The sequence below is a fragment of the Gilliamella sp. wkB308 genome, assembly GCF_001690185.1.
Lineage (GTDB): Bacteria > Pseudomonadota > Gammaproteobacteria > Enterobacterales > Orbaceae > Gilliamella > Gilliamella apicola_I.
In genome coordinates this window covers 25,228-48,918 of record NZ_LZGN01000020.1, presented here as the reverse complement: position 1 = coordinate 48,918, position 23,691 = coordinate 25,228, and the positions used below count along the sequence as shown (strand labels likewise).

Genomic DNA, 23,691 nt, shown 5'->3' with positions numbered 1-23,691 from the left:
TATCAGAACGACGTTGACCCGTTACTATGGCTAACATCATTGCATCATGTAACGTTTTATTTCCCGTTTTGTCAGCTTCATTTAATATTTTTTTAAACTCATTTAATGTCATTCGAGATCGTTTTACTGTAACTTTTGGGCATTTTATTGGATCAGTTGGATTTTTATCATTCCAGCCTTGAGCATAAGCTTCTCTAAATATATCTTTGAGTAAATGATACATACATTTCGCTGATGGTGCTTTATCTTGATCAGTATAAATCTTAATGAGTTGAGCAATATCTTGAGGTGTGATTTTTGCTAAAGGTCTTTTTCCAATGTTTTGTCTGATAACTTTGATTAAATATTTTTTTATTTCGATAGTTTTAGGTTTTAAATTACGTTTTAATAGAATATCTAGATAGTTATCAAGCCAGTTATTAACTAATTTTGAATTTGAAGATTGAAATAATTTAGATAGAAAAAACATAGCATACCATTCTTTAAATGGAATATTCTGCGCTAAATACATTGAATTAGCTAGCAAATTGAGATATTAAATTTAGATACTCAATGTGAATTCAATAATTAATTTATACTACAATATTTAACAGTTGATATTTTTTAATTTTTTGAGTTTAGAACTTCATATCTATATTTTATTTTGAATAATTTTAGTTAAATAAAAACTTTGTGATGTGAAAATTCGAAAAAACGATTAGTTAAGGATATTGGAACTTATTGTTTTGATACACATTCATTAAAATTATGATGGTACGCCCGGGTGGACTCGAACCACTGACCCCCACCATGTCAAGGTGATGCTCTAACCAACTGAGCTACGGGCGTAAATTTGAAACACGCAAATATTAGCTTCCAAATTGATTCCAAGCAAGTAAAAAAATTATTTTTTGATTGTTTTTTCAGCTGTTGAACATTTTTGACTATAAAAAACACAGAATTTGTTAGTTTTTATCACTATAACAAATCTAAATTGAAAACAAATATCAGTTCAAGGTGGTTTGTTGCTTTAATTTTAGCTATACTCGATAAATTAACAGCAGTGATTTATTTTTAGGTTAGCATGTCGATAAAAGATCAGATTGATACAGTTTTGCATAATGTTTTTGGTTATAAATCTTTCCGAAATCAACAAAAAGAGATTATCGAATCAATTATTGATGGGCGTGACACTTTAATTATTATTCCTACTGGTGGCGGAAAGTCGTTATGTTATCAAATACCCGCTGTAATCCTACCTAAAACCGCAATTGTAATTTCCCCCTTAATTTCATTGATGAAAGATCAGGTAGATCAATTAGCCGCAAATGGTATTTCTGCTGCTTATCTAAATGGTTCTCAATCGTCATCCGAACAGCAAAATGTCATAGAACAATACCTTAATCATTCTATTAAGCTTTTATATATTTCACCAGAAAGATTGGCATTATCGTATTTTCAAAGTTTAATCGAACAAAATCCACCGTCTTTAATCGCGATTGATGAAGCACATTGTATTTCACAGTGGGGGCATGATTTTAGACCTGATTATCGGCAATTGGGACAACTTTCAGCTCGTTTTCCTGGTGTACCGATAGTTGCTTTAACCGCAACTGCCGATAAAATGACTCAAACGGATATTATTACCCAGTTAAATTTAGTGGATCCTTTAGTTGTTGTTCGTAGCTTTGATCGTCCAAATATCCGTTATACTGTTGTCGAAAAATATAATTTAACCGACCAAATTGTCTCATTCATTGAAACCCAAAAAGGGAATAGTGGCATTATTTATTGCGCCAGTCGTTCAAAAGTAGAAGATATGACTACTAAACTTGCTGCACGGGGATTTTCTGTGGCTGCTTATCATGCAGGACTGACTAATCAACAACGCCAACAAGCACAAGAAGCTTTTTTGAAAGATGATATTCAAATTATTGTTGCAACCGTTGCTTTTGGTATGGGGATCAATAAACCGAATGTCCGTTTTGTTGTTCATGCCGATTGTCCACGCAGTATCGAGGCTTACTATCAAGAAACCGGGCGAGCAGGGCGTGACGGTGTACCTGCTGAAGTAATGCTACTGTTTAATGCCAATGATCTGAGCTGGTACCGACAACAGATTAGTGAAAAAATGGAAGGGCAACATAAAGATGTTGAATTCCATAAAATCGATGCAATGCAATCATTTGCCCAAAGTTTAACTTGCCGTCGTATCGTTTTACTCAACTATTTTGGTGAACAACGACACGAACCTTGTAATAACTGCGATATATGCCTTTATCCTCCTGAACATTATGATGGTTTAGTGGATGCGCAAAAAGTATTATCTTGTATATATCGTGTTGAGCAGCGCTATGGTGCGCAATATATTGCAGAAGTTTTACGAGGATCAAACCGATCGAAAATAAAAGAAAATAGACATGATCGTTTGTCTGTTTATGGTATTGGGAAAGAGCACTCTATCGACTATTGGCTTCATGTAATAAGGCAATTAATTTATCATGGCTATCTGATACAAAATATTGCTGCGTATAATACCCTTCAATTAACAGAGCGTGCACGCCAAATATTGAAAGGTGAAATTGCATTATCCTTGGCTAAACCACGACTTGAAATTGTGAAGAAAAGCCGTTTAAATCGTTATGCAAGAGCAATAAATTTAACCACTATCTTATCTTATGAAGAGCGTATTTTATTTGGATATCTTAAAAAATTACGTAAAGACATTGCCGATAGTGAAGATGTTCCACCCTATATTATTTTTAGTGATGCAACATTACTCGAAATGGTACAAACGATGCCTGAGAGTAAACAACAATTACTCAATATTACTGGCGTTGGTAAAATTAAATTAGAAAAATATGGCAATCTTTTTCTTGATAAAATTAAAGAATATATGATTAACAATATATAATTTTGAAACAATTTAAAAAATAAACTTAGCATGATAATTATTTGTATGATCCAACAGGAAAAGTTAAATAATTAACAATTAATAAAATGGAGCTTTTTATGTCAACAATGAATGATATGTCTCAAATGCTTGCATTAGTATTATTGCTACTAATTCTTTATTTAGGCGATATCGTATCTATACGAACCAAAGCATGGGTGCCGTCAGTTTTTGTTTGTGCCGTGCTTTTCTTAGCAGGTTACTTCACTTTTTTCCCAAAAGATATTGTCGCTCGAGCAGGAATACCTAAAGTTGTTGCTGTCATGTTTATGTATCTGTTAGTCGTTAACATGGGAACTTTGCTTTCAGTTAAAGAGTTACTGCGTCAATGGAAAACTATCGTTATTTCACTGTCAGGTATTGTTGGAATCATCATTGTAGTTGTGATCATTGGATACTTATTTTTTGACTACAACACAGTTATTGTTGCGATTCCGCCTTTAGTTGGTGGGATTGTTTCCGCTATTATAATGGCTGGTGGTGCAGCGAAGGCCGGTTTGCAAGATCTTGCCGTGTTCGCCATTATTATTTATGTCATGCAAGGTTTTATTGGTTATCCTCTCACTTCAATTATGCTTAAACGTGAAGGACGCAGGGTGCTTAAACAGTATCATGACGGTACATGGAATACCTCAAATGATCCTAAGTCTACATCGAATAAGCAAGAAACCGAGTCTAGTGATGAACATCCAATGCCAAAAATGTTTGCGATGTTTTCAGCAAGTTATAACACGACGTATTTTATTTTTCTACGAATTGCGATTATTGGATTTTTTGCTTATTACGTGGCAAAAGTATTGGATCCTATTATCAGCATAAGTCCATTTGTACTTTGTCTATTATTTGGTGTGATTGCAGCGTCCTGTGGCTTTCTTGAACGTCATCCTTTAAAAAAAGCGGGCGGTTTTGGTTTAGCGGTCATGGGGCTTATGCTGTTTATTTTTGACACATTAAGTCAAGCTACACCTGAAATGTTAGTCAGATTAATCACGCCTCTGGTTGTCTTTATATTAGCGGCGGTACTTGGTATGTTTATCTTTTCACTTATTGCTGGAAAAATGCTAAACGTTAGTCGAGAAATGGCGTTTTCAATAGCGTTGACAGCACTCTATGGGTTTCCTGCTGATTATATTATTACCAATGAAGTGATTAATAATTTAACCAAAAATGAAAAAGAAAAAGAGGTTCTTACTCGTCATATGTTAGCACCAATGTTGATTGGTGGATTTATTTCAGTAACCATTGTGTCGGTTGTTTTAGCAGGCTTTATGGTCAATATGATAGTTGCACCTGCAACATAGTAAATGATAAATGTCTACAAATTTGATGACAACTAATCGGATAACAAGATTTAAGAACAGTTTTTCTAACTATCTTCTTAATATGTTTTCATTATCAAACGCATTAATTTTGATGGACTAAATAACAAGAACAAAGGTAGTAAAATGATAAATCAAGATATCAAAAAGATAGTACAACAAAATATAAAAGAAATGGTCGCTTTTCGCCGTGATTTACATCGTCACCCAGAATTACCGTGGGAAGAGTTCAGAACGACGGATAAAATAGCGGAGCAGCTCGATAAAATAGGCATCCCTTATCGTCGTACTGAGCCAACCGGTATTATTGCTGATATCAAAGGCGGAAAACCAGGTAAAAGAATTTTATTAAGAGCTGATATCGATGCGTTACCGGTGCAAGAGTTAAGTGACAATATTGATTATAAATCAACCATAGACGGTAAGATGCATGCTTGCGGACATGATACCCATGCAGCCATGCTATTGACTGCGGCAAAAGCGCTTTATGCAATACGTGATCAACTAAAGGGTAATGTGAGACTGGTTTTTCAGCCGGCTGAAGAGATCGCACAAGGTGCAAAAGGCATGATAAAACAAGGTGTATTAGATGATGTGGATACAGCCTTTGGTATGCATATCTGGTCACAAACGCCTGTCGGAAAAGTATCCTGTGTGGTAGGTTCAAGTTTTGCTTCTGCCGATTTGCTCACTGTCCGATTCAAAGGAAAAGGCGGGCATGGCTCGATGCCTCACGACACGATTGATGCTGTCATGGTGGCATCTTCATTTGTGATGAACATACAATCGATTGTCTCACGCGAAGTGTCTCCGCTTACCCCTGCGGTGGTCACTATAGGAAAAATGGATGTCGGCACTCGTTTTAATGTCATTGCGGAAAATGCGGTTTTAGAAGGTACGGTTCGCTGTTTTAGTGTTGAAGTGCGAAATAAAATTGAAGATGCTATTCGCCGTTATGCCAATCAAGTTGCTGCAATGTATCGTGCAACGGCTGAAGTAGAATACATTTATGGCACTTTACCCGTCATTAATGATGAACAATCTGCGCTTTTAGCACAGAAAGTCATCGTAGAATCGTTTGGTGAACAAGCCCTTTATTTTGAGCCACCAACAACTGGCGGTGAAGATTTCAGTTTTTATACTGAAAACATTCCCGGTGCATTTGCATTAGTGGGGTCGGGTAATCCTGAAAAAGATACACAGTGGCCACATCACCATGGTTGTTTTAATGTTGATGAAGACGGCATGACTATGGGCGCAGAATTTTACGCACAATATGCTTGGTCATATTTGAATCAACAATAAATATGAATAATCAACCATTATGGAATTGAAATAATGGTTGAGATTTATCCAGACAATATTCAAATTTTCCACTCCATTTAATTTGTATTAATGCAAATATATACTCTATATCCAAATACGCTAAATTCAGTTTATTCTTATCGTTAATTTCTTATTAAAAACTATCTACGTAAACAAGATTGATAATACATATCACATCGACCAACACTAAATAAAGCAATTGTAAATAGTTTATTGTCATCTTAAAGACTAATTTTACGCTTTATGATATTATTGATACCAAATTGATTAGTTATACGCAATGGTGAATATGAGTTATCAAGTTCTGGCACGCAAATGGCGACCAAAATCATTTACTGAAGTAGTAGGGCAACAGCATGTCCTCAAAATTCTATCAAATGCACTTTCGCTAGGTCGGGTTCATCATGCTTATCTATTTTCAGGCACGCGTGGTGTTGGAAAAACTTCCATTGCTCGCTTACTTGCTAAAGGTTTAAACTGCGAAAGTGGGATTACTGCCACGCCTTGTGGAGTATGTGATAATTGCCGTGATATTGAGCAAGGCAGATTTGTCGATCTTTTAGAAATTGATGCCGCTTCACGAACTAAAGTTGAAGATACACGTGAAATATTAGATAACATCCAATACTTGCCAACTAAAGGGCGCTTTAAAGTCTATTTGATTGACGAAGTGCACATGTTATCTCGCAGCAGTTTTAATGCCTTGCTAAAAACATTAGAAGAACCGCCAGAACATGTCAAATTTCTGTTGGCAACAACCGATCCACAAAAGTTACCGATCACCATATTATCACGCTGTTTACATTTACATTTAAATGTACTTGATACTTCGCTCATATCGGAACAGCTTTCTCACATTTTACAACTTGAAAAAATTGAATCTGAACCGAAGGCGATTCAATTATTAGCCAAAGCGGCTAATGGGAGTATGCGAGACGCCTTAAGTTTAACCGACCAGGCTATTGCCTTAGGTAATGGTGTTGTTGATGCGCAATCAGTCAGCGTTATGTTAGGGACACTGGATAAAACAATTCCTTTTTTATTGGTTGAGGCGCTTTATCAAAATGATGGCAATGCTTTGATGCAACAAATTGAAGCAGCTGCAACACAAGGGGTGGATTGGGATAATTTATTGTCTGAAACCATCACGCTTTTGCATCAAATCGCTTTATTACAAATTGTACCAACAGCGTTAGGTGATTATACCGATAATGAAGAACGAATACGCTTTTTAGCTCAATACATTGCGCCAAATGATATTCAGTTATTTTATCAAATATTATTAATGGGGCGAAAAGATTTAGCCTATTCACCCGATAAAAAAATAGGTGTTGAAATGAGCTTTCTAAGAGCATTAGCTTTTCAACCCAAAACTAATGATAACAATACGTTAGTGTCAAATACAAAGCCAACGGTTCAGGTACCGCAGCCATCAAAGCCTTTACCTATTCAATCATCAGCTAGTAAGAGTGACATATCAAACACTACATCTGACTCGATGAGTCATGTACCGCCCGTGACTGATATTCATCAAAAATCAGTATCTGGCACACCACAATCAGTGCACAATTTTCAACAAGATGAGTTAGAAAAGACATCACGTATTGAGAGTTACGCACAATCTAATATAAAACACTCTCAAAATAATCAGCAACAACCGGCTAAACACGATATGCCGATCCCAGATGATGTCTCTTCAATGACGAAAAGTATTTTAGAAATGCGGATGCAATTAATACAAGAGGAACAAAATAAAAAAAAGTCTGAACTGGTTGAAAAAAATCAACCAATTCAGGCGAGTATCAATGTATCATTGGGTCATGACACAGACAAGCCTTCACACCTAGAGTCAAATGAAAATAACTTAACTAAGTCCGATGAGAATGAGGAGCAAATTACCGCAGAAAATTATCAATGGCAGGCGTGTGGACTGATTGAAACCAAAGATGAGTTAATCATTGATACGAAAAGCTTTCGTGAATCATTAAATGGTGATAAAACACCCGAAATGATGAAAAAATTAATTGATGAAATGGCGCAAAAAGATGCATGGTGTGCCGAGATTGAGAAATTGGATATTGCGCCTTTAATTAACCAAATTGCGATAAACAGCTATATTGAACAAGTTGATGATGAAAATATCGTTTTACATTTGCGATCGGCAGTAAAACATCTCGTAAATTCATCAGCAAATATTTCAAAATTAGAAAAAGCGATGTCGAGTTATCGACAAAAACCTTTAAAAATTAACGTTATCATTGATGATAACCAAAACATTAAAACACCTTCAGAAATGCGTGAAGACCTTTATCAACAAAAACTTGCGCAAGCTAAAGTGACAATTAATCAAGATCCAAAAGTGGCAATGATCTGCCAATATTTTGAAGCCAAGATTGATGAAACAAGTATTCGTCCTGTATAATTATGGACTAAATATATTTAACGAGGAATAATTATGTTTTCAGGTGGAAAAGGCGGTTTGGGTAATTTAATGAAACAAGCCCAGCAAATGCAAGCAAAAATGCAGCAAGCACAAGAAGAAATCGCCAAATTAGAAGTAACAGGAGAGTCGGGTGCAGGTATTGTTAAAGTTACCATTAATGGCGCCCATAACTGTAAACGAGTTGAGTTAGATTCGTCATTATTGAATGAAGATGACAAAGAGATGTTAGAAGATCTTATTGCAGCAGCTTTTAATGATGCAACTCGCCGACTAGATGAAGCTCAAAAAGAGCGTATGGCTCAAGTTACAGGTGGAATGCAATTACCACCAGGTTTCAAAATGCCTTTTTAATATAAACAAATTATCATCTGTTTCTACTCACTATTTTGCCGAATTGGTCGGCAAAATTTTTCCTTTTATTGCCTGTCTATTTATACAGTTTTTCTTTATTATTTCAATTTCATCAGGTAAACTAAACAACAATAGTTTATACACTCGATATCAATGACAACATATACTTTACTCATTAATAGTGTATTTGATAGCGTAATTATTCTTTTTTTTATTATTACATGTCATTGATGAATCTGATAACACTCAATATTAAGGATTAATTGTGATAGGTCGTTTACGCGGAATCATTATTGAAAAACAGCCACCCAAAGTGCTTATTGATGTGGGCGGTGTCGGTTACAATGTTTTTATGCCCATGACCTGTTTTTATGAATTACCCAACAATGGTCAAGAAGTTATCGTTTTAACACATCTGATTGTTCGTGAAGATGCCCAATTATTATATGGATTTAATCATGAACAAGAACGCGAATTGTTTCGTGAATTGATCAAAGTGAATGGCGTTGGACCAAAATTAGCATTGGCAATATTATCAGGAATGTCGGCTCAACAATTTATCGTGGCGGTTGAACAAGGTGAAATCAAAACGCTGGTTAAATTACCGGGAGTGGGGACTAAAACGGCAGAACGATTAATTGTGGAAATGAAAGATCGTGTTAAACGCTTTGGTGAAGAATTATCTGATTCAATGACCATTGTTGAAACTGGCAATATCAAAAAATCCTCAAATCAAATCGAAAGTGAAGCTGTTTCCGCCCTTATTGCTTTAGGCTATAAGCCACAAGAGGCAAGCCGTATAATCAGTAAAGTTATCAAGCCTGAAATGGATTGTGAAACGCTTATACGTGAAGCATTAAAATCAGCGTTATAAAATAGGTAAGCATTATGATTGAAGCGGATCGTTTAATAGCTCCACAAGCTCAAAAAGAAGAAGAGTCTCTAGATCGTGCAATTCGTCCAAAGTATTTGGATGAATATATCGGGCAACCTCATGTGCGTGAGCAAATGAAAATTTTTATTCAAGCCGCAAAACAGCGTAGTGATGCACTCGATCATGTGCTTATCTTTGGCCCTCCTGGGCTGGGTAAAACGACCTTAGCCAACATAGTTGCTAATGAGATGGGTGTTAATTTGCGTACTACCTCTGGCCCAGTTTTAGAAAAAGCGGGTGATCTTGCTGCCATGTTAACTAATTTAGAGCCTAATGATGTCCTTTTTATCGATGAAATTCATCGATTATCGCCAGTTGTTGAAGAAATCTTATATCCGGCAATGGAAGATTATCAACTAGACATTATGATAGGTGAAGGCCCTGCTGCGCGTTCAATAAAAATTGATCTTCCGCCGTTTACCCTTATTGGTGCGACAACAAGAGCTGGTTCATTAACATCGCCATTACGTGATCGCTTTGGAATTGTACAACGTCTTGAATTTTATCGTGTTGAAGATCTGGAATATATTGTTAGTCGAAGTGCAAAATTTTTGGGTATGGATTTATCCTGTGAAGGGGCTCATTTAATTGCTAAACGTTCACGAGGTACCCCGCGAATAGCTAATCGTTTGTTACGTCGGGTTAGAGATTATGCTGATGTAAAATCAAAAGGTATTATCGATGAAAAAATAGCAACCCAAGCACTCGATATGCTCGATGTCGATAATGAAGGCTTTGATTACATGGATCGTAAATTACTGCTAGCGATTATTGAAAAATTTATGGGTGGTCCGGTTGGTTTAGATAATATTGCTGCTGCAATTGGCGAAGAGCGAGAAACAATTGAAGATGTGCTCGAGCCATTTTTAATTCAACAAGGTTATATTCAAAGAACACCAAGGGGCAGAATCGCAACACCGCATGCTTATCGGCATTTTGGCATTATTCACGAATAATAATTTTAATCATTTTAAATTATTAATAGATTTGTAAATAAAGTGGATTAAATACCGTCAAATGACGGTATCTTTAATTCTAAATCACCCTAATTCTTTTTCGGTAAAAATCCCGCTAAATAAGTCAGTACTTAAATAACGTTCACCCGATGAAGGTAATATTACCACAATGGTTTTATTGCGATTCTCTGGTAAGTTAGCCAATCTATCAGCGGCAAAAACTGCTGCTCCTGAAGAGATTCCCGCCAAAATTCCTTCCTTTTCCATCAAAATGCGCGCAGTTTCGATGGCTTCTTCATTCGATACTTTTTCCACTAAATCAATTAAACTCAAATCAAGATTAGCCGGAATAAAACCCGCTCCGATACCTTGAATTTTATGTGGCCCCGGTTTAAGCGGTTCGCCAGCAAGTGCTTGAGTGATTACAGGTGATTGGCTTGGTTCGACCGCAACCGCTGTAATATTTTGACCTTGGGTATTTTTAAGGTAACGTGTTACGCCTGTGAATGTACCGCCTGTTCCAACCCCTGCGACAAAAATATCTATCTTTCCATCAGTATCAAGCCAAATTTCAGGGCCTGTTGTTTTTTCATGAATTTCGGGATTGGCTGGATTGCTAAATTGTTGTAGCATAATATTGCGTTTGGGATTACTAGCTACCATTTCTTCAGCCTTTTCAATGGCGCCTTTCATTCCTTTTGTCGCTTCTGTTAGAACTAAATTTGCGCCTAATGCTTTCAACAATTTTCGTCGCTCAATGCTCATGCTTTCAGGCATGGTTAACGTTAATTTATAACCACGCGCTGCGGCAACGGCTGCTAATGCAATACCTGTGTTACCACTGGTTGGCTCAATCAATTCAACCTCCGGCGTTAATAAACCACGCTTCTCCGCATCCCAAATCATATTTGAAGCGATACGACATTTAACACTAAAACTGGGATTGCGTGACTCCACTTTTGCTAAAATATTACCATGACCAAAATGCTTTAAACGAACAAGTGGTGTATAACCAATAGTTTGAGAATTATCATCAAATATCTTACCCATGAATGAATCCTTATTAAAATATTAGAGAGGGATAGCAGTGGAACATTATCGCTAATAATAGTTATTATTATAAATAGAACTTAAAAAGATGATACTAATTATTCATTATAACATTATGCATTTTAGCTATATCTTTGTTCAAAGGAATTATGCAATAAATCTATACGTTGATTAAGCGACCATTTAAAAACTTCATCGAAGTCAACAATAATCATCCTGTTTGCATTGGCATTTTTTTAATAAATACCGCTTTCCGTTTCTAACTCCTGTTCAATGTTTTTGATCGCTTGTTCACACCGATAAATACGGTTATCCAGTGTCGCAATCTTGATTGGATCGATTGACTCAGCAGAAAGCAATAACTCATATTTCATTTCTTGCAATCGACGTAAATAATCTAAATGACGACAATGTTTTTCATAGAGTGTTTCTTGAAATGAAAGTTTAGATTCCTCTTTTTTACGAAGTTGATGCGTTGCTAATTCACGGGTGAGGGCGGTGATTTGATTAACTAACATTTCAGACAAAAAGATAATTTGTTCATCTTTTTGACTTATCACATTATTGACTAAATCTTGATAAGTATGTTTGATTTTTTCTAAATAAAAAGCGTTATCCGTATTGATTTTAGTCGTATTAAATAAGTGTTCATCAAAATAGTGTTCTTGATAATTTTGTTGTTCAGATATATTGACTTGGTGTTCAAGTATATCAATTTGTTTTTTTAGTGACGCCAGCTGTTTCTGCATTAATTTTGATCTTAATCGTAAGTTTGTGAACTATCATCTTGAGCAAAGTAATTGCCAAAATGCTTTTTTGATAAAGTTATCAGCTTCATAAATGATTCAAAGGTTAATTTTTCGTTCGTTTCTTTATTTTCTACCAAAATCTTTTTTTCAATTAGTTTTGATTGAATATGATTATAGCAATCAACTAAATTGAGTGGTAATGGAGATTGTGAACGCTTGCCTAACCAACAGATCCCCTTAAGGGGTAAACTTAACGCAAACAAGATTGCGATAATGGTCACGGCTAATTGTGCTGGCATATAATATTGCCAAACAGCTAACGCAATAATTATTGGTGGTAAATACTTTTTCGCGGTTTTTATGTGGTTTATGATTTTTAATTCCGGAAATGAATACGAAAGCACTTTATCTTTTGGACAAAGTTCCATATATCGTTGACCAGTCTTAAATGCCTTAACTAAATTCATAAATTTGTGATTCCTCGACATTCACCTATTATTGTCTTAAAATAGTGCCATCCAAATTAGGGGCTTTCTTTATTTTATCTCAAAATGCAGAATATCAGAAGTCACCTTGTATATTCACATCGATTATTAAATCATGTGTAGAGTTACCAATTTTGATTGGTATATATCTTTTTATTCAATTTATAGGAATTACTATGTCGTCAAGTAACAATGTTCTTGTTCTAAATTGCGGAAGCTCATCTTTAAAATTTGCTATTATCAATCCTGAAAATGGCGATGAATTTTTATCTGGGTTAGCTGAATGTTTTAATCTTCCTGATGCACGTATTAAGTGGAAACTTGATGGAAGTAAAAACGAAGCATCTTTAGGCGCAGGAGCTGCACATAGCGAAGCAATTAAATTTATTGTTAATAGCATCTTCCCACAAAAACCAGAATTATTAGATAGTATTAAATCTATTGGGCATCGAATTGTTCACGGTGGCGAAAAATACACGCAATCAGTTGTAATTGATGATTCTGTTCTAAAAGGAATTGAAGAAGCAGCGGCATTTGCACCATTACATAATCCAGCGCATCTAATCGGTATTCGTGAAGCATTTGCAGCATTTCCTCATTTAAAAAATAAAAATGTGGCTGTGTTTGATACGGCATTCCATACAACCATGCCAAAAGAAGCTTATTTATATGCAATTCCTAACGAATTATACACCAAACATGGTGTTCGTCGTTACGGTGCTCATGGTACAAGTCATTACTATGTTAGCCGTGAAGCTGCAAAATTATTAAATAAACCGGTTGATCAAACCAATGTGATCACGTGTCACTTAGGTAACGGTGCTTCAATCACAGCGGTTAAAAATGGTAAATGTGTTGAAACTTCAATGGGTCTAACGCCGTTAGAAGGTTTAGTCATGGGGACTCGTAGTGGTGATATCGACCCTGCAATTATGTTCTTCTTACACGACAACTTAAAAATGTCTGTTGCTGATATCAATAACTTGTTAAACAAAAAATCAGGTTTATTAGGTTTAACAGGTGTAAGTAGCGATTGCCGTTATGTGACAGATCACTATGATACTGATGAAAATGCGAAAAATGCCCTAGATGTATTTGTTCATCGTTTAGTCAAATACATTGGTGGATATGCAATGTTATTAGACGGTCGTTTAGATGCGATTATCTTTACAGGTGGTATCGGTGAAAATGCAGAAGAAGTTCGTCGTATGGCGCTTCAAAAATTATCAATTTTAGGATTTGAACTTGACCAAGAACGCAATCTAGCTGCACGTTTTGGTAAAGGTGGCACAATCACTAAAGATGGTTCAGCAATTGCAATGGTTATTCCTACAAATGAAGAACTTGTCATTGCTCAAGATGCTGCACGCCTAACAGCTTAAAAGACAAATAAAACCGCCTTTATGGCGGTTTGTTTTTATATTTTATAAAGAATTAAGAGGAAATTGATTATGTCTCGTACTATTATGCTAATCCCAACCGGAACCAACGTCGGGTTAACAGGTGTGAGTCTTGGTGTTATTCGAGCAATGGAGCGTCAAGGAATTAACTTAAATGTATTCAAACCTGTTGCTCAACCAAGAGCAGGTGGAGATGCACCTGATAACACCACCACTTTAGTGAGTAGTAACACATCTATACCAGCATTAAAACCACTTAAAATGAGCCATGTTGAAAATCTACTAGGTTTAAATCAACAAGATGTATTAATGGAAGAAATTGTAGCGCTTTATGCTGAAAATACTAAAGGGGCTGATGTTGTTTTAGTTGAAGGTATTGTGCCTACCAGTGATTATCCTTTTGCTAACGAACTAAATAATAATATTGCTAAAACATTAGGTGCTGAGATTATTTTTGTTGTTAATATGGGTAAAGATACCCCAGAACAATTAAAAGAACGAATCGAAATTGCACGTTCTAATTTTGGTGGTATTAAAAATGAAAAAATTGTAGGTGTTATTGTCAATAAAGTGAATGCACCCGTTGAAGAACAAAGCCTTGCACGTCCAGATGTGGCAGAAATTTATCATACTCCAAAATTTGATGATAAAAAAATCACAATCGATGATTTAAATGCGCACAGCCCTTTACCGGTACTTGGCTGCATTCCTTGGAACATGGATTTAAGTGCCTGTCGTGCAATTGATATCGCCAAACATTTCGATGCAAAAATCATTAATGAAGGTGAGATCAAAAACCGTCGTATAAAACACATCTCATTCTGTTCTCGCAGTGTGCCAAATATTGTTAACCATTTACAACCAAATGCATTACTTGTCACATCAGCTGACCGTGTTGATGTTTTAGTTGCAATCAGTTTAGCCGCAATGAATGGTGTAGCAATTGGAGGGGTATTATTAACAGGTGGTTATGAGATCGACGAAAAAATTTATAAATTATGCCAACCTGCATTTGATACAGGTTTACCGGTATTTACGGTAAAAACCAATACATTCCAAACTTCAATCAGTTTACAACAGTTTAATTTAGAAATTCCTGTTGATGATAAAGAGCGCATGGAAAACACGCAAAACTTTGTTGCTGACCATATTGATAGCAATTGGATCAAATCGCTAAATCAAATAGTTAATTCTGTTCGTCGCTTATCGCCTCCTGCATTCCGTTATCAATTAACTGAACTTGCACGTAATGCGAAAAAAGTGGTGGTATTACCGGAAGGTGATGAACCAAGAACAGTTAAAGCAGCTGCTATTTGTGCGGAGCGTGGTATTGCAAAATGTGTGTTAATTGGTAACCCAGATGATGTACGTAAAGTTGCTGCTTCACAAGGAGTGACATTAGGTGAAGGTGTTGAAATTGTCGATCCTGAAAATATTCGTGAAAAATATGTACCGCGTTTAGTTGAATTACGTAAAAATAAAGGCATGACCGAAGTGATTGCGAGAGAACAATTGGCTGATAACGTTGTGCTTGGAACCATGATGCTTGAAGCAAACGAAGTTGACGGTTTAGTGTCTGGTGCAGTACATACGACGGCGAATACAATTCGTCCACCATTGCAATTAATTAAAACAGCACCAGGTAGCTCTTTAGTTTCTTCGGTATTCTTTATGTTAATGCCTGACCAAGTATACATTTACGGTGACTGTGCAATTAATCCAGATCCGAATGCGCAAGAACTGGCTGAAATTGCGATTCAATCAGCTGATACAGCTATTGCATTTGGAATTGAACCAAGAGTTGCAATGATCTCTTATTCAACCGGTAGTTCAGGTCAAGGTGCTGATGTTGAAAAAGTGAAAGAAGCAACCCGAATTGCTCAAGAAAAACGTCCAGATCTGATGATCGATGGGCCTTTACAATATGATGCGGCTGTCATGCCAGATGTGGCTAAATCGAAAGCACCTAATTCTCAAGTTGCAGGTAAAGCAACCGTATTTATCTTCCCAGATCTTAATACGGGTAACACGACTTATAAAGCCGTACAACGTTCAGCTGATCTTGTTTCAATTGGTCCTATGCTTCAAGGTATGCGTAAACCAGTTAATGACTTGTCTCGTGGTGCATTAGTGGATGATATCGTTTATACCATTGCATTAACGGCGATCCAATCAGCGCAAGAACAAAATGCAAATAACTAATTTATAGCGGTTATTTCAATATAAAAAGAGGTGAGTAACATCACCTTTTTTTATATGCATCGATTTTTACCACATGTTTTTTTATCGATTCCAATAACGCTAAATTTTCATCAAAATTATTGGATTGGTCAAAAAAGTGCTTCAATTTACTATGATAAGAATCAGCACTCAGTTTTTTTAAATTGAATTTTACGATATAAAAAGGGAGTAGAGACAGAAAAAAAATATAAAAACAATTCTAAGATAATTCATGCAGTTTTAACAAAAAAATTTCAATTCACTTTTCATCCCATAACTGATTAAAAATTAATTAATGCTTTGAATAGATTATCAATCTTAATTATTTTTTTATAAAAAATTAATTGATGAATTTTTAGCTTTTCTGTAATACAATTGTATGTAAATGTTAACAAAGGTAAAGATATATGAAAAGTCTTGAGCAAGACTTGATTAGAGTTATCGCGCCGAGTTTATATCATGATACCTCATGGAATGAAGCTGAGGTATTAGGGGCAATGATCTGGTTATGGAATCGAAACCCTGAATACAAAAAAGCGGAATTAAACTCTGCTTTAACTACTTTATTACCTATTATCCATTCTAAAAATTTTGCTCTATTTATTCACAATAACCAACCGTTAGGTTATTTAAATTGGGCTTATCTCAATCGAGAACAAGAGCAACTCTATTTAGATAAAAAAAAGCCTTATATCAACTTTGTTCAATGCAATCAGCCCATGGAATCTACACGCTTGTGGATATTATCTTTTTTTTGCCCATTTGGACTGCATGATGTGTTGTTAACCAAATCGTTAGGAAAAAAAGCCCTCAAAAATAATCTTTGTTTTTTTGGCTATCACAAGTCAAAAACAGAAACAGTCGTTAAAAAAGTTCAGTGCTAATCATTAATATGCAGTTTAAATCTGTTTTTTCTCTATAGTTTCAGATGGTTCTTAAATAAATCGTTGTCATTCTCGATAGTAATTTGTGGTCGTACTTATTTTTTATCGTTAATTTGAAGGAAATTAATATGAACCAAATTTATCAAACGAAATTTAATGTTATCACGGGTACTACTATAGTGTGTTCTGAATTAGTACGACGAGCAAGTAAAGCAATGATAACGGTATGCGTTTTAGTTTCCTCTGCATCTTCGTTTGCTTTAGACTGTACCGCAAGTAACGATGGTTCTTACTTGGTCGGACAAAATAGCCCAAGCTGTAATAATATTAACGCAGCGACCGTCAATCAATCGGGTAATGCCAGTTTTTATGTTCTTACTCGAAGCCGATTACATGAACAACTCAATGTCGGTGATACAACGCTAACCGCCAATGTTAACGGTGATTACATCGGTCTGGCTAATCAATATACCTATGGCGTGTCAGGGGGATCAATTAATGCAGGTAATTTAAATTTTACATTGAATAACAACGGTAACATGTTAGGTCTTGCGACTTATCACAATGTTAATCTAACTGCAAAAAATGTGGAATTAAATATCAATGATAATTATACGCGTGGAGGCAATTCAAGTGGTACGGTTGCCTCTTATGGTTTATTAGCTGGTTCGTCCGTTAATGCTGGTGAGAGAGATACGTATAATGGTAAATACAGTACAATCACAGTGGATAGTTTAAAAATCAATCAAACTGCAAAGGGGGGTAAAACCCAGCCAATTTTAAACAACGGTATTCGAGCCATTCAAGGAGCCTTTGATAATTCAGGCGATGGTTCAGCAGGACAAGTTATTATCAATGATAATTTAGATATGACATTAACGGGAAATCGCTCAATCGGTATTTATGTTTCGGGCAATTCAACCAATCATGGGGTTGCTGAAAATAGAGGTCTAAACGGTCAGTTAACGCCAAAAGTAATTTTGAAAGGAGAGAAAAACACTATCATCATTAATAAAGGTAGTGATAGCTCTAGGTCAAACTGGGATAGTGTGGGGATTAAACTGGGTAAAACCCGTAATACAGGTGAGGGAGCAGGTATTTTAGAATCATATGGTGAGTTGACTATTGATACCACTAACGCTTTAAATGGTAGTGGTATCAAAATGGTAAGGAATTCTTCATTTACAGCAAATTCTAATAATAGTAAAACGATCATTAAAACTAATGGTTATGCATTGGAAATTGGTACCCATGATGATGCGACTTCAAGCGGACAATTTGAACAAGCTGCATCACACAATATGAGTATCAATATAAAAGATGCAATATTTACCACAACAGGAACAAGTGCTGATCCCGTAATTGAAGGTTCTGTTGCACGCAAAGATTTAATTTTTATTGATCAAGGTCAACAAAATGTTAATTTAACATTTATAGGTGAAGAAACCGATCTCCATGCTAATCAAGACGGCTATATTCTCAACGTCAGCGGTAATTACACTGCACCTAATTATCAATTTTTTTCTAATACGTATGATGATAACGGTGTTGAGCAAGGACATGAAAACTATGACGTTTCCTATGTCAACTTTAATGCTTATGGTAAAGGAAGTATGACTGGGTTAATTTCCAAAGGGCAAGTAAAAGAGGAAGAGGGTCAAATTCTTAATAATAATATTTATGATAATAAAGAGCCAGGAATCTTTTTAGATTTAGCTTATGATTTTCGTTGGAATTTGCAAAAAAAAGGTAATGATAATATATCAAAATTCACTACGATTCTCATTGAATCTGGTGGAACAATCAATGCAGCTTTTAATGATGCTGGTGGTAATGAGTTTGTCTTACAAGGTAATGTTTATAGCAATTCAGGCATTATTAATTTAGATAATCCCTCTCATCAAAAATATAATGATATATTAACTATCGATGGTAACTATAGCGGAGTTCATGATGCTCAAATAAGATTAAACACACAGTGGAATAAAGTCAGCGATAGTTATGCGATAAATTCACAATCAGATGTGTTAAAAATCACAGGTACTTCAACTGGTTGGACTAAGGTGATACCGATAGATGCAAATGGCACAGAAAACGTGATTGATGGTAATATAAGCCAAATTGACGCGGTGATAAACACTGTTCCCGTGATTTATGTGGGAGAAAGTCGTAATGAAAGTAGTTTTTATGGTGAAGCGCATACAAATGGCGCGACTGAAATTCAATTAGCAAGACGTCAAACAGCTGATGGTGACGAATATTTCTGGACTATGCAAGCAGGTACGATAACACCACCGCCACCGCCGCCACCACCACCGCCGCCGCCACCACCGCCGCCACCATCGCCGACGCCAGAACCGCCGACGCCAGAGCCACCGACACCAGAGCCACCGACACCAGAGCCACCGACGCCAGAACCACCGACGCCGCCAGAACCGCCGACGCTAATTAAACCTAAACCCATTTTTGCCAGTCCAGTAGCAGGCTATGTTGCTATGGCGAGAGTCAATCAGGAACAAGGATTTTTAAGTATTGGTTCTTTACATGAACGTCGAGGAGAATACACCAATTTTGATTTAGCAAATTGTAATACTTGTGAAGAGTTTTTAAGTGAAACTTGGGGAAGGATTTTAGGCAAACATATAAAACAAGATGGTAAAGATCGATTAAATCTAGAAACCGATATATATGGATTTCAATTTGGTCATGATCTGCTGAATAATATCAGTGATGATGGAAGCCATAATTATACAGGTATCTATTTGACTTATAGCAAAGCGTATACCGACTTTTCCGATAAATATCGAGCTGTACATGGGATAATTGACCATAATAAACGAACAGGAAAAGGCAAATCAGAATCATTGAGCTTGGGATTAACCAATACTTATTTTTCAACAGAGAATAACTATTTAGATTTAGTTGGACAGTTTTCCTATTTACGTAATCAATATGAAGCTCGTAATGGTAATAATCCGCACACTCAACATGGGTGGGCATTAGCCATTTCGGCAGAAGCTGGGCACACCTTTAAAATAAATCAAAATGATCTTGATAAAGACTATTGGATAGTTGAGCCTCAAGTTCAACTAGTCTACCAATATGTTGATTTAGATAGTTTTAAAGATAAATATCGTCGTGTTGATCAAAATAATCAGGATCTATTACGGGGTAGAATCGGTGTGCGTTTTGGTAACAATAATCGAGCAACAGTCGAGCAACATACCACACTCTATGCAATTGGTAATATTCTGCATGACTTTATCAAGCCAAGCCAAGTTACCATAGGTAGAGATAAACTGCGTGAAAATTATGCGCGCACATGGGGAGAATTGGGCGTTGGGTTAAAAATGCCTTTATTTGAAAAGACTTATCTTTATGGCGATGCTCGCTATGAACACGATTTTGGAAATACCAAACGGCAAGGTTATCGAGGAAATATCGGTATTGAACATAAATGGTAAGTATTAATTAATAATGTAAATTGTGATTTAGTTTCAAATTGTTATCAATGTTACACTCATTTCATACGTAATGGCTTGTTTAGCATTACGTATTTTTTTATCTAACATAGTAAGTTATATAATGAAAAATATTGATTTTTTCAGACTTATTAATGAACTAAGTTTGTAGCAAGATAACTCAATAATCATAATGAATAGCTAAAAAACAGAAAATACTTAAATTTTTAACTCAAGCTATTTTTCAATCAGTTCGGTTTTTTAAGAGTGTTAAAAGCATAGTCATAAACTGTTTTTTATCCTCTTTTAATATTGAAAAAAATTCATGATCCATTTGTTCAACTAAAGGAACGGTTTCATTTGCCTTATCTAACCCTTTTTGTGTTAATACAATTGATTTTGCGCGACTATCTTTGATTGAACAAGTACGTTTAATGTAATCTTTTTTCTCTAAATTCTCTAATATTTGAGAAATAGTCATGACATCAATATTCGTTCTGTGGGATAAAATAACTTGTGTTATTTCATCAGGATATTGCGATAAATAAGCTAGGGTCGCAAGCACAATAAATTGGGGATGCGTGATAGACTGTTTTTTTAAACAATTTTTTATATTTGTATGCCAGGACGAATAAGTTTTCATAAAAAGAAAACCAACAGATTCTGAATCAGTTTCGAATTGCGTCAAAAACTTATTGTCCTTTGCCATAAATTACCCTTCAACTAAACTATTTAATTTGTATGTTTTATCAATAATATCATCCGAAATCTGTTTAATAAAATTATAAGATGCATGAGTATCCAATTTCGGATCCGGCTTTAAAGAAATTTCTGACTTCAATGCATATTGATTATGCGATAATTCAATAATTTGATGTGAAAAATAGAGTAAACCTATGTCAGGCATATCAAATTGTTCGGTAAATTCTTGTTGATTAATTATTTTAGATAACGTCACGTCCATATCTGGCATATTTTGTAGTTTAAAAATACCTTTAGAACCGGTTTTTAACTCGCCCGTAATACGAAAATCTTCAAGATCGGTTTCCCATAATTTTCTGAAATTAAGATCAGTATAGTATGGCCATATTTTAGATGGTATAGCCTTTGTTGGTAGTACAAAAGAAATTGAAATAGTATTCATCGTTTTTTCCTCTTTTTGATAAGTTTACATATTATAAGTATGCTTATTAAATAAGTAAATAAAGAAATTTTATTTTATTAAAAAAAATTATATTTATCATTAAAATCAGTTGGTTAGTTCAGAAAAAAAACAATTAAGATTTCGCTCATTCATATAAAGATTGTCGTTTTATCAACAAAATAAAATGCCGTGTCAGGATATGTTGAAACTTGTAAAAGTAAAATATTTACAATTGTTTTTTTATTTAATCCGTTCAATTTAGTCGGTAAATGATACAATACCACCTTGATTTTGTAATAGACCATAGCTTAGGAACAAATTTGATGAAAAATGACATCCACCAGCAACGTATTTTAATTCTTGATTTTGGTTCACAAGTTACCCAATTAATTGCACGTCGGATTCGTGAAATTGGTGTTTATTGTGAGCTTTGGCCGTGGGATGTGTCGGAAGAAAAAATTAAACAATTCAATCCTAAAGGGATTATTTTATCGGGTGGGCCAGAAAGTACGACAGCACAAAATAGCCCAAGAGCCCCCGAATATGTGTTTAACGCAGGTGTGCCTGTTTTAGGCATCTGTTATGGTATGCAAACTATGGCAATTCAAGTTGGTCAAGGTGGACAAGTCACCGGTTCAAATCAACGTGAGTTTGGTTATGCTAAAGTCGACATTATCGGACGCTCAAAATTAACTGACGGCATTTTAGATAGTACTAATAACGATGGTTTAGATCAACTTGATGTCTGGATGAGCCATGGTGATAAAGTCACAACCTTACCGGATAGTTTTACGGTTATTGGTCGCACAGAAACCTGCCCATTTGCCATCATGGCTAATGATGAAAAGCAATTTTATGGCGTTCAGTTTCACCCCGAAGTCACCCATACAATAAAAGGCTTTGAGCTGCTACAACGGTTTGTAATTGATATTTGTCATTGTGAAAAATTATGGACACCATCTTCTATTATTACCGATGCAATTACCCGAATAAAAGAAAAAGTCGGCAAAGATAAAGTATTACTAGGGTTATCGGGTGGTGTTGACTCGTCTGTTACGGCATTATTACTCCATCAAGCCATTGGTGATCAACTGACCTGTGTTTTTGTCGATCATGGTTTATTACGTTTGAACGAAGCACAACAAGTTATGGACATGTTCGGCAATAAATTTGGGTTAAATATTATAGCCGTGAATGCCGAAGACCGCTTTTTAGCAGCCCTAAAAGGGGAGGCCGATCCCGAAGCTAAACGCAAGATTATCGGGCGTGAATTTGTCGCTGTGTTTGATGAAGAAGCGGCAAAACTTAAAGATGTGAAATGGTTAGCCCAAGGTACTATTTATCCTGATGTGATCGAATCAGCGGCAGCTGATACTGGAAAAGCTCATGTGATTAAATCGCATCATAATGTCGGTGGTTTGCCAGAAGAGATGAAAATGGGATTAGTGGAACCACTGCGAGAACTTTTTAAAGATGAAGTGCGTAAAGTTGGTTTAGAGTTAGGTTTATCTTATGACATGTTATATCGTCATCCATTCCCTGGCCCAGGTTTAGGCGTTCGAGTACTTGGCGAAGTGAAAAAAGAGTATTGTGATTTACTACGTCAAGCAGATGCGATCTTTATCGAAGAACTATATAAAGCTGACCTATACCACAAAGTCAGTCAAGCTTTCACCGTATTTTTACCGGTACGTTCAGTCGGTGTAATGGGGGATGGGCGTAAATACGACTGGGTGGTCTCGTTACGTGCCGTTGAAACTATTGACTTTATGACCGCTCACTGGGCACATCTGCCATATGACTTCTTAGGACGAGTATCAAATCGAATCATTAATGAAGTAAACGGAATATCTCGCGTTGTCTATGACATCAGCGGTAAACCGCCAGCGACGATTGAGTGGGAATAAAAAATAACTTAATAATCCAACATAATCAAAATATCAGCGCTGATAAAGCGCTGTTTTTTGCTGTAGTATTTTCCAATCTTCTGATTTAAAACAGTATAACGGTCATTTGGATAGAGAAATTGTCTTATTA

General features: G+C 35.8%; 18 protein-coding genes and 1 tRNA gene. 12 read left to right on the top strand and 7 right to left on the bottom strand.

Translation table 11 applies throughout. The features are described 5' to 3' along the window. Both A9G10_RS02870 and A9G10_RS02865 read right to left on the bottom strand, forming a co-directional pair. Positions 1-511 (bottom strand): N-terminal phage integrase SAM-like domain-containing protein (locus A9G10_RS02870; protein ID WP_257006716.1); only part of this gene is annotated, 511 nt, incomplete at its 3' end. A gap of 240 nt (positions 512-751) precedes the next feature. Further along, positions 752-828: transfer RNA gene (locus A9G10_RS02865), tRNA-Val, on the bottom strand. Between the two features lie 235 nt (positions 829-1,063). On the opposite strand from A9G10_RS02865, the gene recQ reads away from it, so the two are divergent. The 7 genes from recQ to ruvB all read left to right on the top strand — a co-directional run bounded on the left by recQ (position 1,064) and on the right by ruvB (position 10,261). Beyond that, a complete protein-coding gene (gene recQ, locus A9G10_RS02860) occupies positions 1,064-2,893 on the top strand; it encodes a DNA helicase RecQ (protein WP_065558176.1) in 1,830 nt (609 codons plus the stop codon). Between the two features lie 116 nt (positions 2,894-3,009). Beyond that, a complete protein-coding gene (locus A9G10_RS02855) occupies positions 3,010-4,233 on the top strand; it encodes a hypothetical protein (protein ID WP_065558178.1) in 1,224 nt (407 codons plus the stop codon). A gap of 144 nt (positions 4,234-4,377) precedes the next feature. Continuing rightward, positions 4,378-5,556 carry a M20 family metallopeptidase gene (locus tag A9G10_RS02850; protein WP_065558175.1) on the top strand — a complete coding sequence of 393 codons (1,179 nt, stop codon included), beginning with the start codon at positions 4,378-4,380 and terminating at the stop codon, positions 5,554-5,556. 310 nt (positions 5,557-5,866) lie between these two features. Next, positions 5,867-7,999: a DNA polymerase III subunit gamma/tau gene (gene dnaX, locus A9G10_RS02845; RefSeq protein WP_065558174.1), complete on the top strand. Its 2,133-nt coding sequence runs from the start codon at positions 5,867-5,869 to the stop codon at positions 7,997-7,999. A gap of 33 nt (positions 8,000-8,032) precedes the next feature. Beyond that, positions 8,033-8,371 carry a YbaB/EbfC family nucleoid-associated protein gene (locus A9G10_RS02840; protein WP_065558173.1) on the top strand — a complete coding sequence of 113 codons (339 nt, stop codon included), beginning with the start codon at positions 8,033-8,035 and terminating at the stop codon, positions 8,369-8,371. A gap of 265 nt (positions 8,372-8,636) precedes the next feature. Continuing rightward, positions 8,637-9,245 (top strand): Holliday junction branch migration protein RuvA, encoded by a 609-nt coding sequence (gene ruvA, locus A9G10_RS02835; RefSeq protein ID WP_065558172.1) that lies wholly within the window; start codon positions 8,637-8,639, stop codon positions 9,243-9,245. A gap of 14 nt (positions 9,246-9,259) precedes the next feature. Continuing rightward, on the top strand, positions 9,260-10,261 hold the full coding sequence (ruvB, locus tag A9G10_RS02830; protein ID WP_065558171.1) for a Holliday junction branch migration DNA helicase RuvB: 1,002 nt from the start codon (positions 9,260-9,262) through the stop codon (positions 10,259-10,261). An 84-nt stretch (positions 10,262-10,345) separates the two neighbouring features. On the opposite strand, the gene cysK is transcribed toward ruvB, so the two are convergent. The 3 genes from cysK to yfbV all read right to left on the bottom strand — a co-directional run bounded on the left by cysK (position 10,346) and on the right by yfbV (position 12,527). Then, positions 10,346-11,311, bottom strand: coding sequence for a cysteine synthase A (gene cysK, locus A9G10_RS02825; RefSeq protein ID WP_065558170.1), 966 nt, complete (start codon positions 11,309-11,311; stop codon positions 10,346-10,348). Between the two features lie 236 nt (positions 11,312-11,547). Beyond that, positions 11,548-12,060 carry a primosomal replication protein PriC gene (gene priC / locus A9G10_RS02820; protein ID WP_065558169.1) on the bottom strand — a complete coding sequence of 171 codons (513 nt, stop codon included), beginning with the start codon at positions 12,058-12,060 and terminating at the stop codon, positions 11,548-11,550. An 11-nt stretch (positions 12,061-12,071) separates the two neighbouring features. After that, a complete protein-coding gene (gene yfbV / locus A9G10_RS02815; RefSeq protein WP_065558168.1) occupies positions 12,072-12,527 on the bottom strand; it encodes a terminus macrodomain insulation protein YfbV in 456 nt (151 codons plus the stop codon). A 194-nt stretch (positions 12,528-12,721) separates the two neighbouring features. On the opposite strand from yfbV, the gene A9G10_RS02810 reads away from it, so the two are divergent. The 4 genes from A9G10_RS02810 to A9G10_RS02795 all read left to right on the top strand — a co-directional run bounded on the left by A9G10_RS02810 (position 12,722) and on the right by A9G10_RS02795 (position 20,513). Next, a complete protein-coding gene (locus tag A9G10_RS02810) occupies positions 12,722-13,927 on the top strand; it encodes an acetate kinase (RefSeq protein ID WP_065558167.1) in 1,206 nt (401 codons plus the stop codon). 69 nt (positions 13,928-13,996) lie between these two features. Then, the gene (gene pta / locus A9G10_RS02805) at positions 13,997-16,147 is read left to right on the top strand and encodes a phosphate acetyltransferase (RefSeq protein ID WP_065558166.1); all 2,151 of its coding nucleotides are present in this window, start codon (positions 13,997-13,999) and stop codon (positions 16,145-16,147) included. Between the two features lie 425 nt (positions 16,148-16,572). Then, on the top strand, positions 16,573-17,049 hold the full coding sequence (locus tag A9G10_RS02800) for a toxin-activating lysine-acyltransferase (RefSeq protein WP_065558165.1): 477 nt from the start codon (positions 16,573-16,575) through the stop codon (positions 17,047-17,049). A 128-nt stretch (positions 17,050-17,177) separates the two neighbouring features. Next, positions 17,178-20,513 carry an autotransporter outer membrane beta-barrel domain-containing protein gene (locus A9G10_RS02795; RefSeq protein ID WP_065558164.1) on the top strand — a complete coding sequence of 1,112 codons (3,336 nt, stop codon included), beginning with the start codon at positions 17,178-17,180 and terminating at the stop codon, positions 20,511-20,513. Between the two features lie 241 nt (positions 20,514-20,754). Here A9G10_RS02795 and A9G10_RS02790 read toward each other — a convergent pair whose 3' ends face one another. Continuing rightward, a complete protein-coding gene (locus A9G10_RS02790; RefSeq protein ID WP_065558163.1) occupies positions 20,755-21,219 on the bottom strand; it encodes a MarR family winged helix-turn-helix transcriptional regulator in 465 nt (154 codons plus the stop codon). Between the two features lie 3 nt (positions 21,220-21,222). Further along, a complete protein-coding gene (locus A9G10_RS02785) occupies positions 21,223-21,654 on the bottom strand; it encodes a hypothetical protein (RefSeq protein WP_065558162.1) in 432 nt (143 codons plus the stop codon). Between the two features lie 323 nt (positions 21,655-21,977). Between A9G10_RS02785 and guaA the strand changes: the two genes are divergently transcribed. Continuing rightward, positions 21,978-23,561, top strand: coding sequence for a glutamine-hydrolyzing GMP synthase (gene guaA, locus A9G10_RS02780; RefSeq protein WP_065558161.1), 1,584 nt, complete (start codon positions 21,978-21,980; stop codon positions 23,559-23,561). The last annotated feature ends 130 nt before the right edge of the window (positions 23,562-23,691 follow it).

What these genes read in the sequence shown, in the direction of transcription:
- A9G10_RS02795 (WP_065558164.1), top strand. Translation starts at nt 17,178, where the DNA reads ATGAACCAAATTTATCAAACGAAATTTAATGTTATCACGGGTACTACT.
- A9G10_RS02840 (WP_065558173.1), top strand. Translation starts at nt 8,033, where the DNA reads ATGTTTTCAGGTGGAAAAGGCGGTTTGGGTAATTTAATGAAACAAGCC.
- A9G10_RS02855 (WP_065558178.1), top strand. Translation starts at nt 3,010, where the DNA reads ATGTCTCAAATGCTTGCATTAGTATTATTGCTACTAATTCTTTATTTA.
- guaA (WP_065558161.1), top strand. Translation starts at nt 21,978, where the DNA reads ATGAAAAATGACATCCACCAGCAACGTATTTTAATTCTTGATTTTGGT.
- dnaX (WP_065558174.1), top strand. Translation starts at nt 5,867, where the DNA reads ATGAGTTATCAAGTTCTGGCACGCAAATGGCGACCAAAATCATTTACT.
- recQ (WP_065558176.1), top strand. Translation starts at nt 1,064, where the DNA reads ATGTCGATAAAAGATCAGATTGATACAGTTTTGCATAATGTTTTTGGT.
- A9G10_RS02810 (WP_065558167.1), top strand. Translation starts at nt 12,722, where the DNA reads ATGTCGTCAAGTAACAATGTTCTTGTTCTAAATTGCGGAAGCTCATCT.
- priC (WP_065558169.1), bottom strand. Translation starts at nt 12,060, where the DNA reads ATGCAGAAACAGCTGGCGTCACTAAAAAAACAAATTGATATACTTGAA.
- cysK (WP_065558170.1), bottom strand. Translation starts at nt 11,311, where the DNA reads ATGGGTAAGATATTTGATGATAATTCTCAAACTATTGGTTATACACCA.
- ruvB (WP_065558171.1), top strand. Translation starts at nt 9,260, where the DNA reads ATGATTGAAGCGGATCGTTTAATAGCTCCACAAGCTCAAAAAGAAGAA.
- A9G10_RS02790 (WP_065558163.1), bottom strand. Translation starts at nt 21,219, where the DNA reads ATGGCAAAGGACAATAAGTTTTTGACGCAATTCGAAACTGATTCAGAA.
- A9G10_RS02800 (WP_065558165.1), top strand. Translation starts at nt 16,573, where the DNA reads ATGAAAAGTCTTGAGCAAGACTTGATTAGAGTTATCGCGCCGAGTTTA.
- pta (WP_065558166.1), top strand. Translation starts at nt 13,997, where the DNA reads ATGTCTCGTACTATTATGCTAATCCCAACCGGAACCAACGTCGGGTTA.
- A9G10_RS02850 (WP_065558175.1), top strand. Translation starts at nt 4,378, where the DNA reads ATGATAAATCAAGATATCAAAAAGATAGTACAACAAAATATAAAAGAA.
- yfbV (WP_065558168.1), bottom strand. Translation starts at nt 12,527, where the DNA reads ATGAATTTAGTTAAGGCATTTAAGACTGGTCAACGATATATGGAACTT.
- A9G10_RS02785 (WP_065558162.1), bottom strand. Translation starts at nt 21,654, where the DNA reads ATGAATACTATTTCAATTTCTTTTGTACTACCAACAAAGGCTATACCA.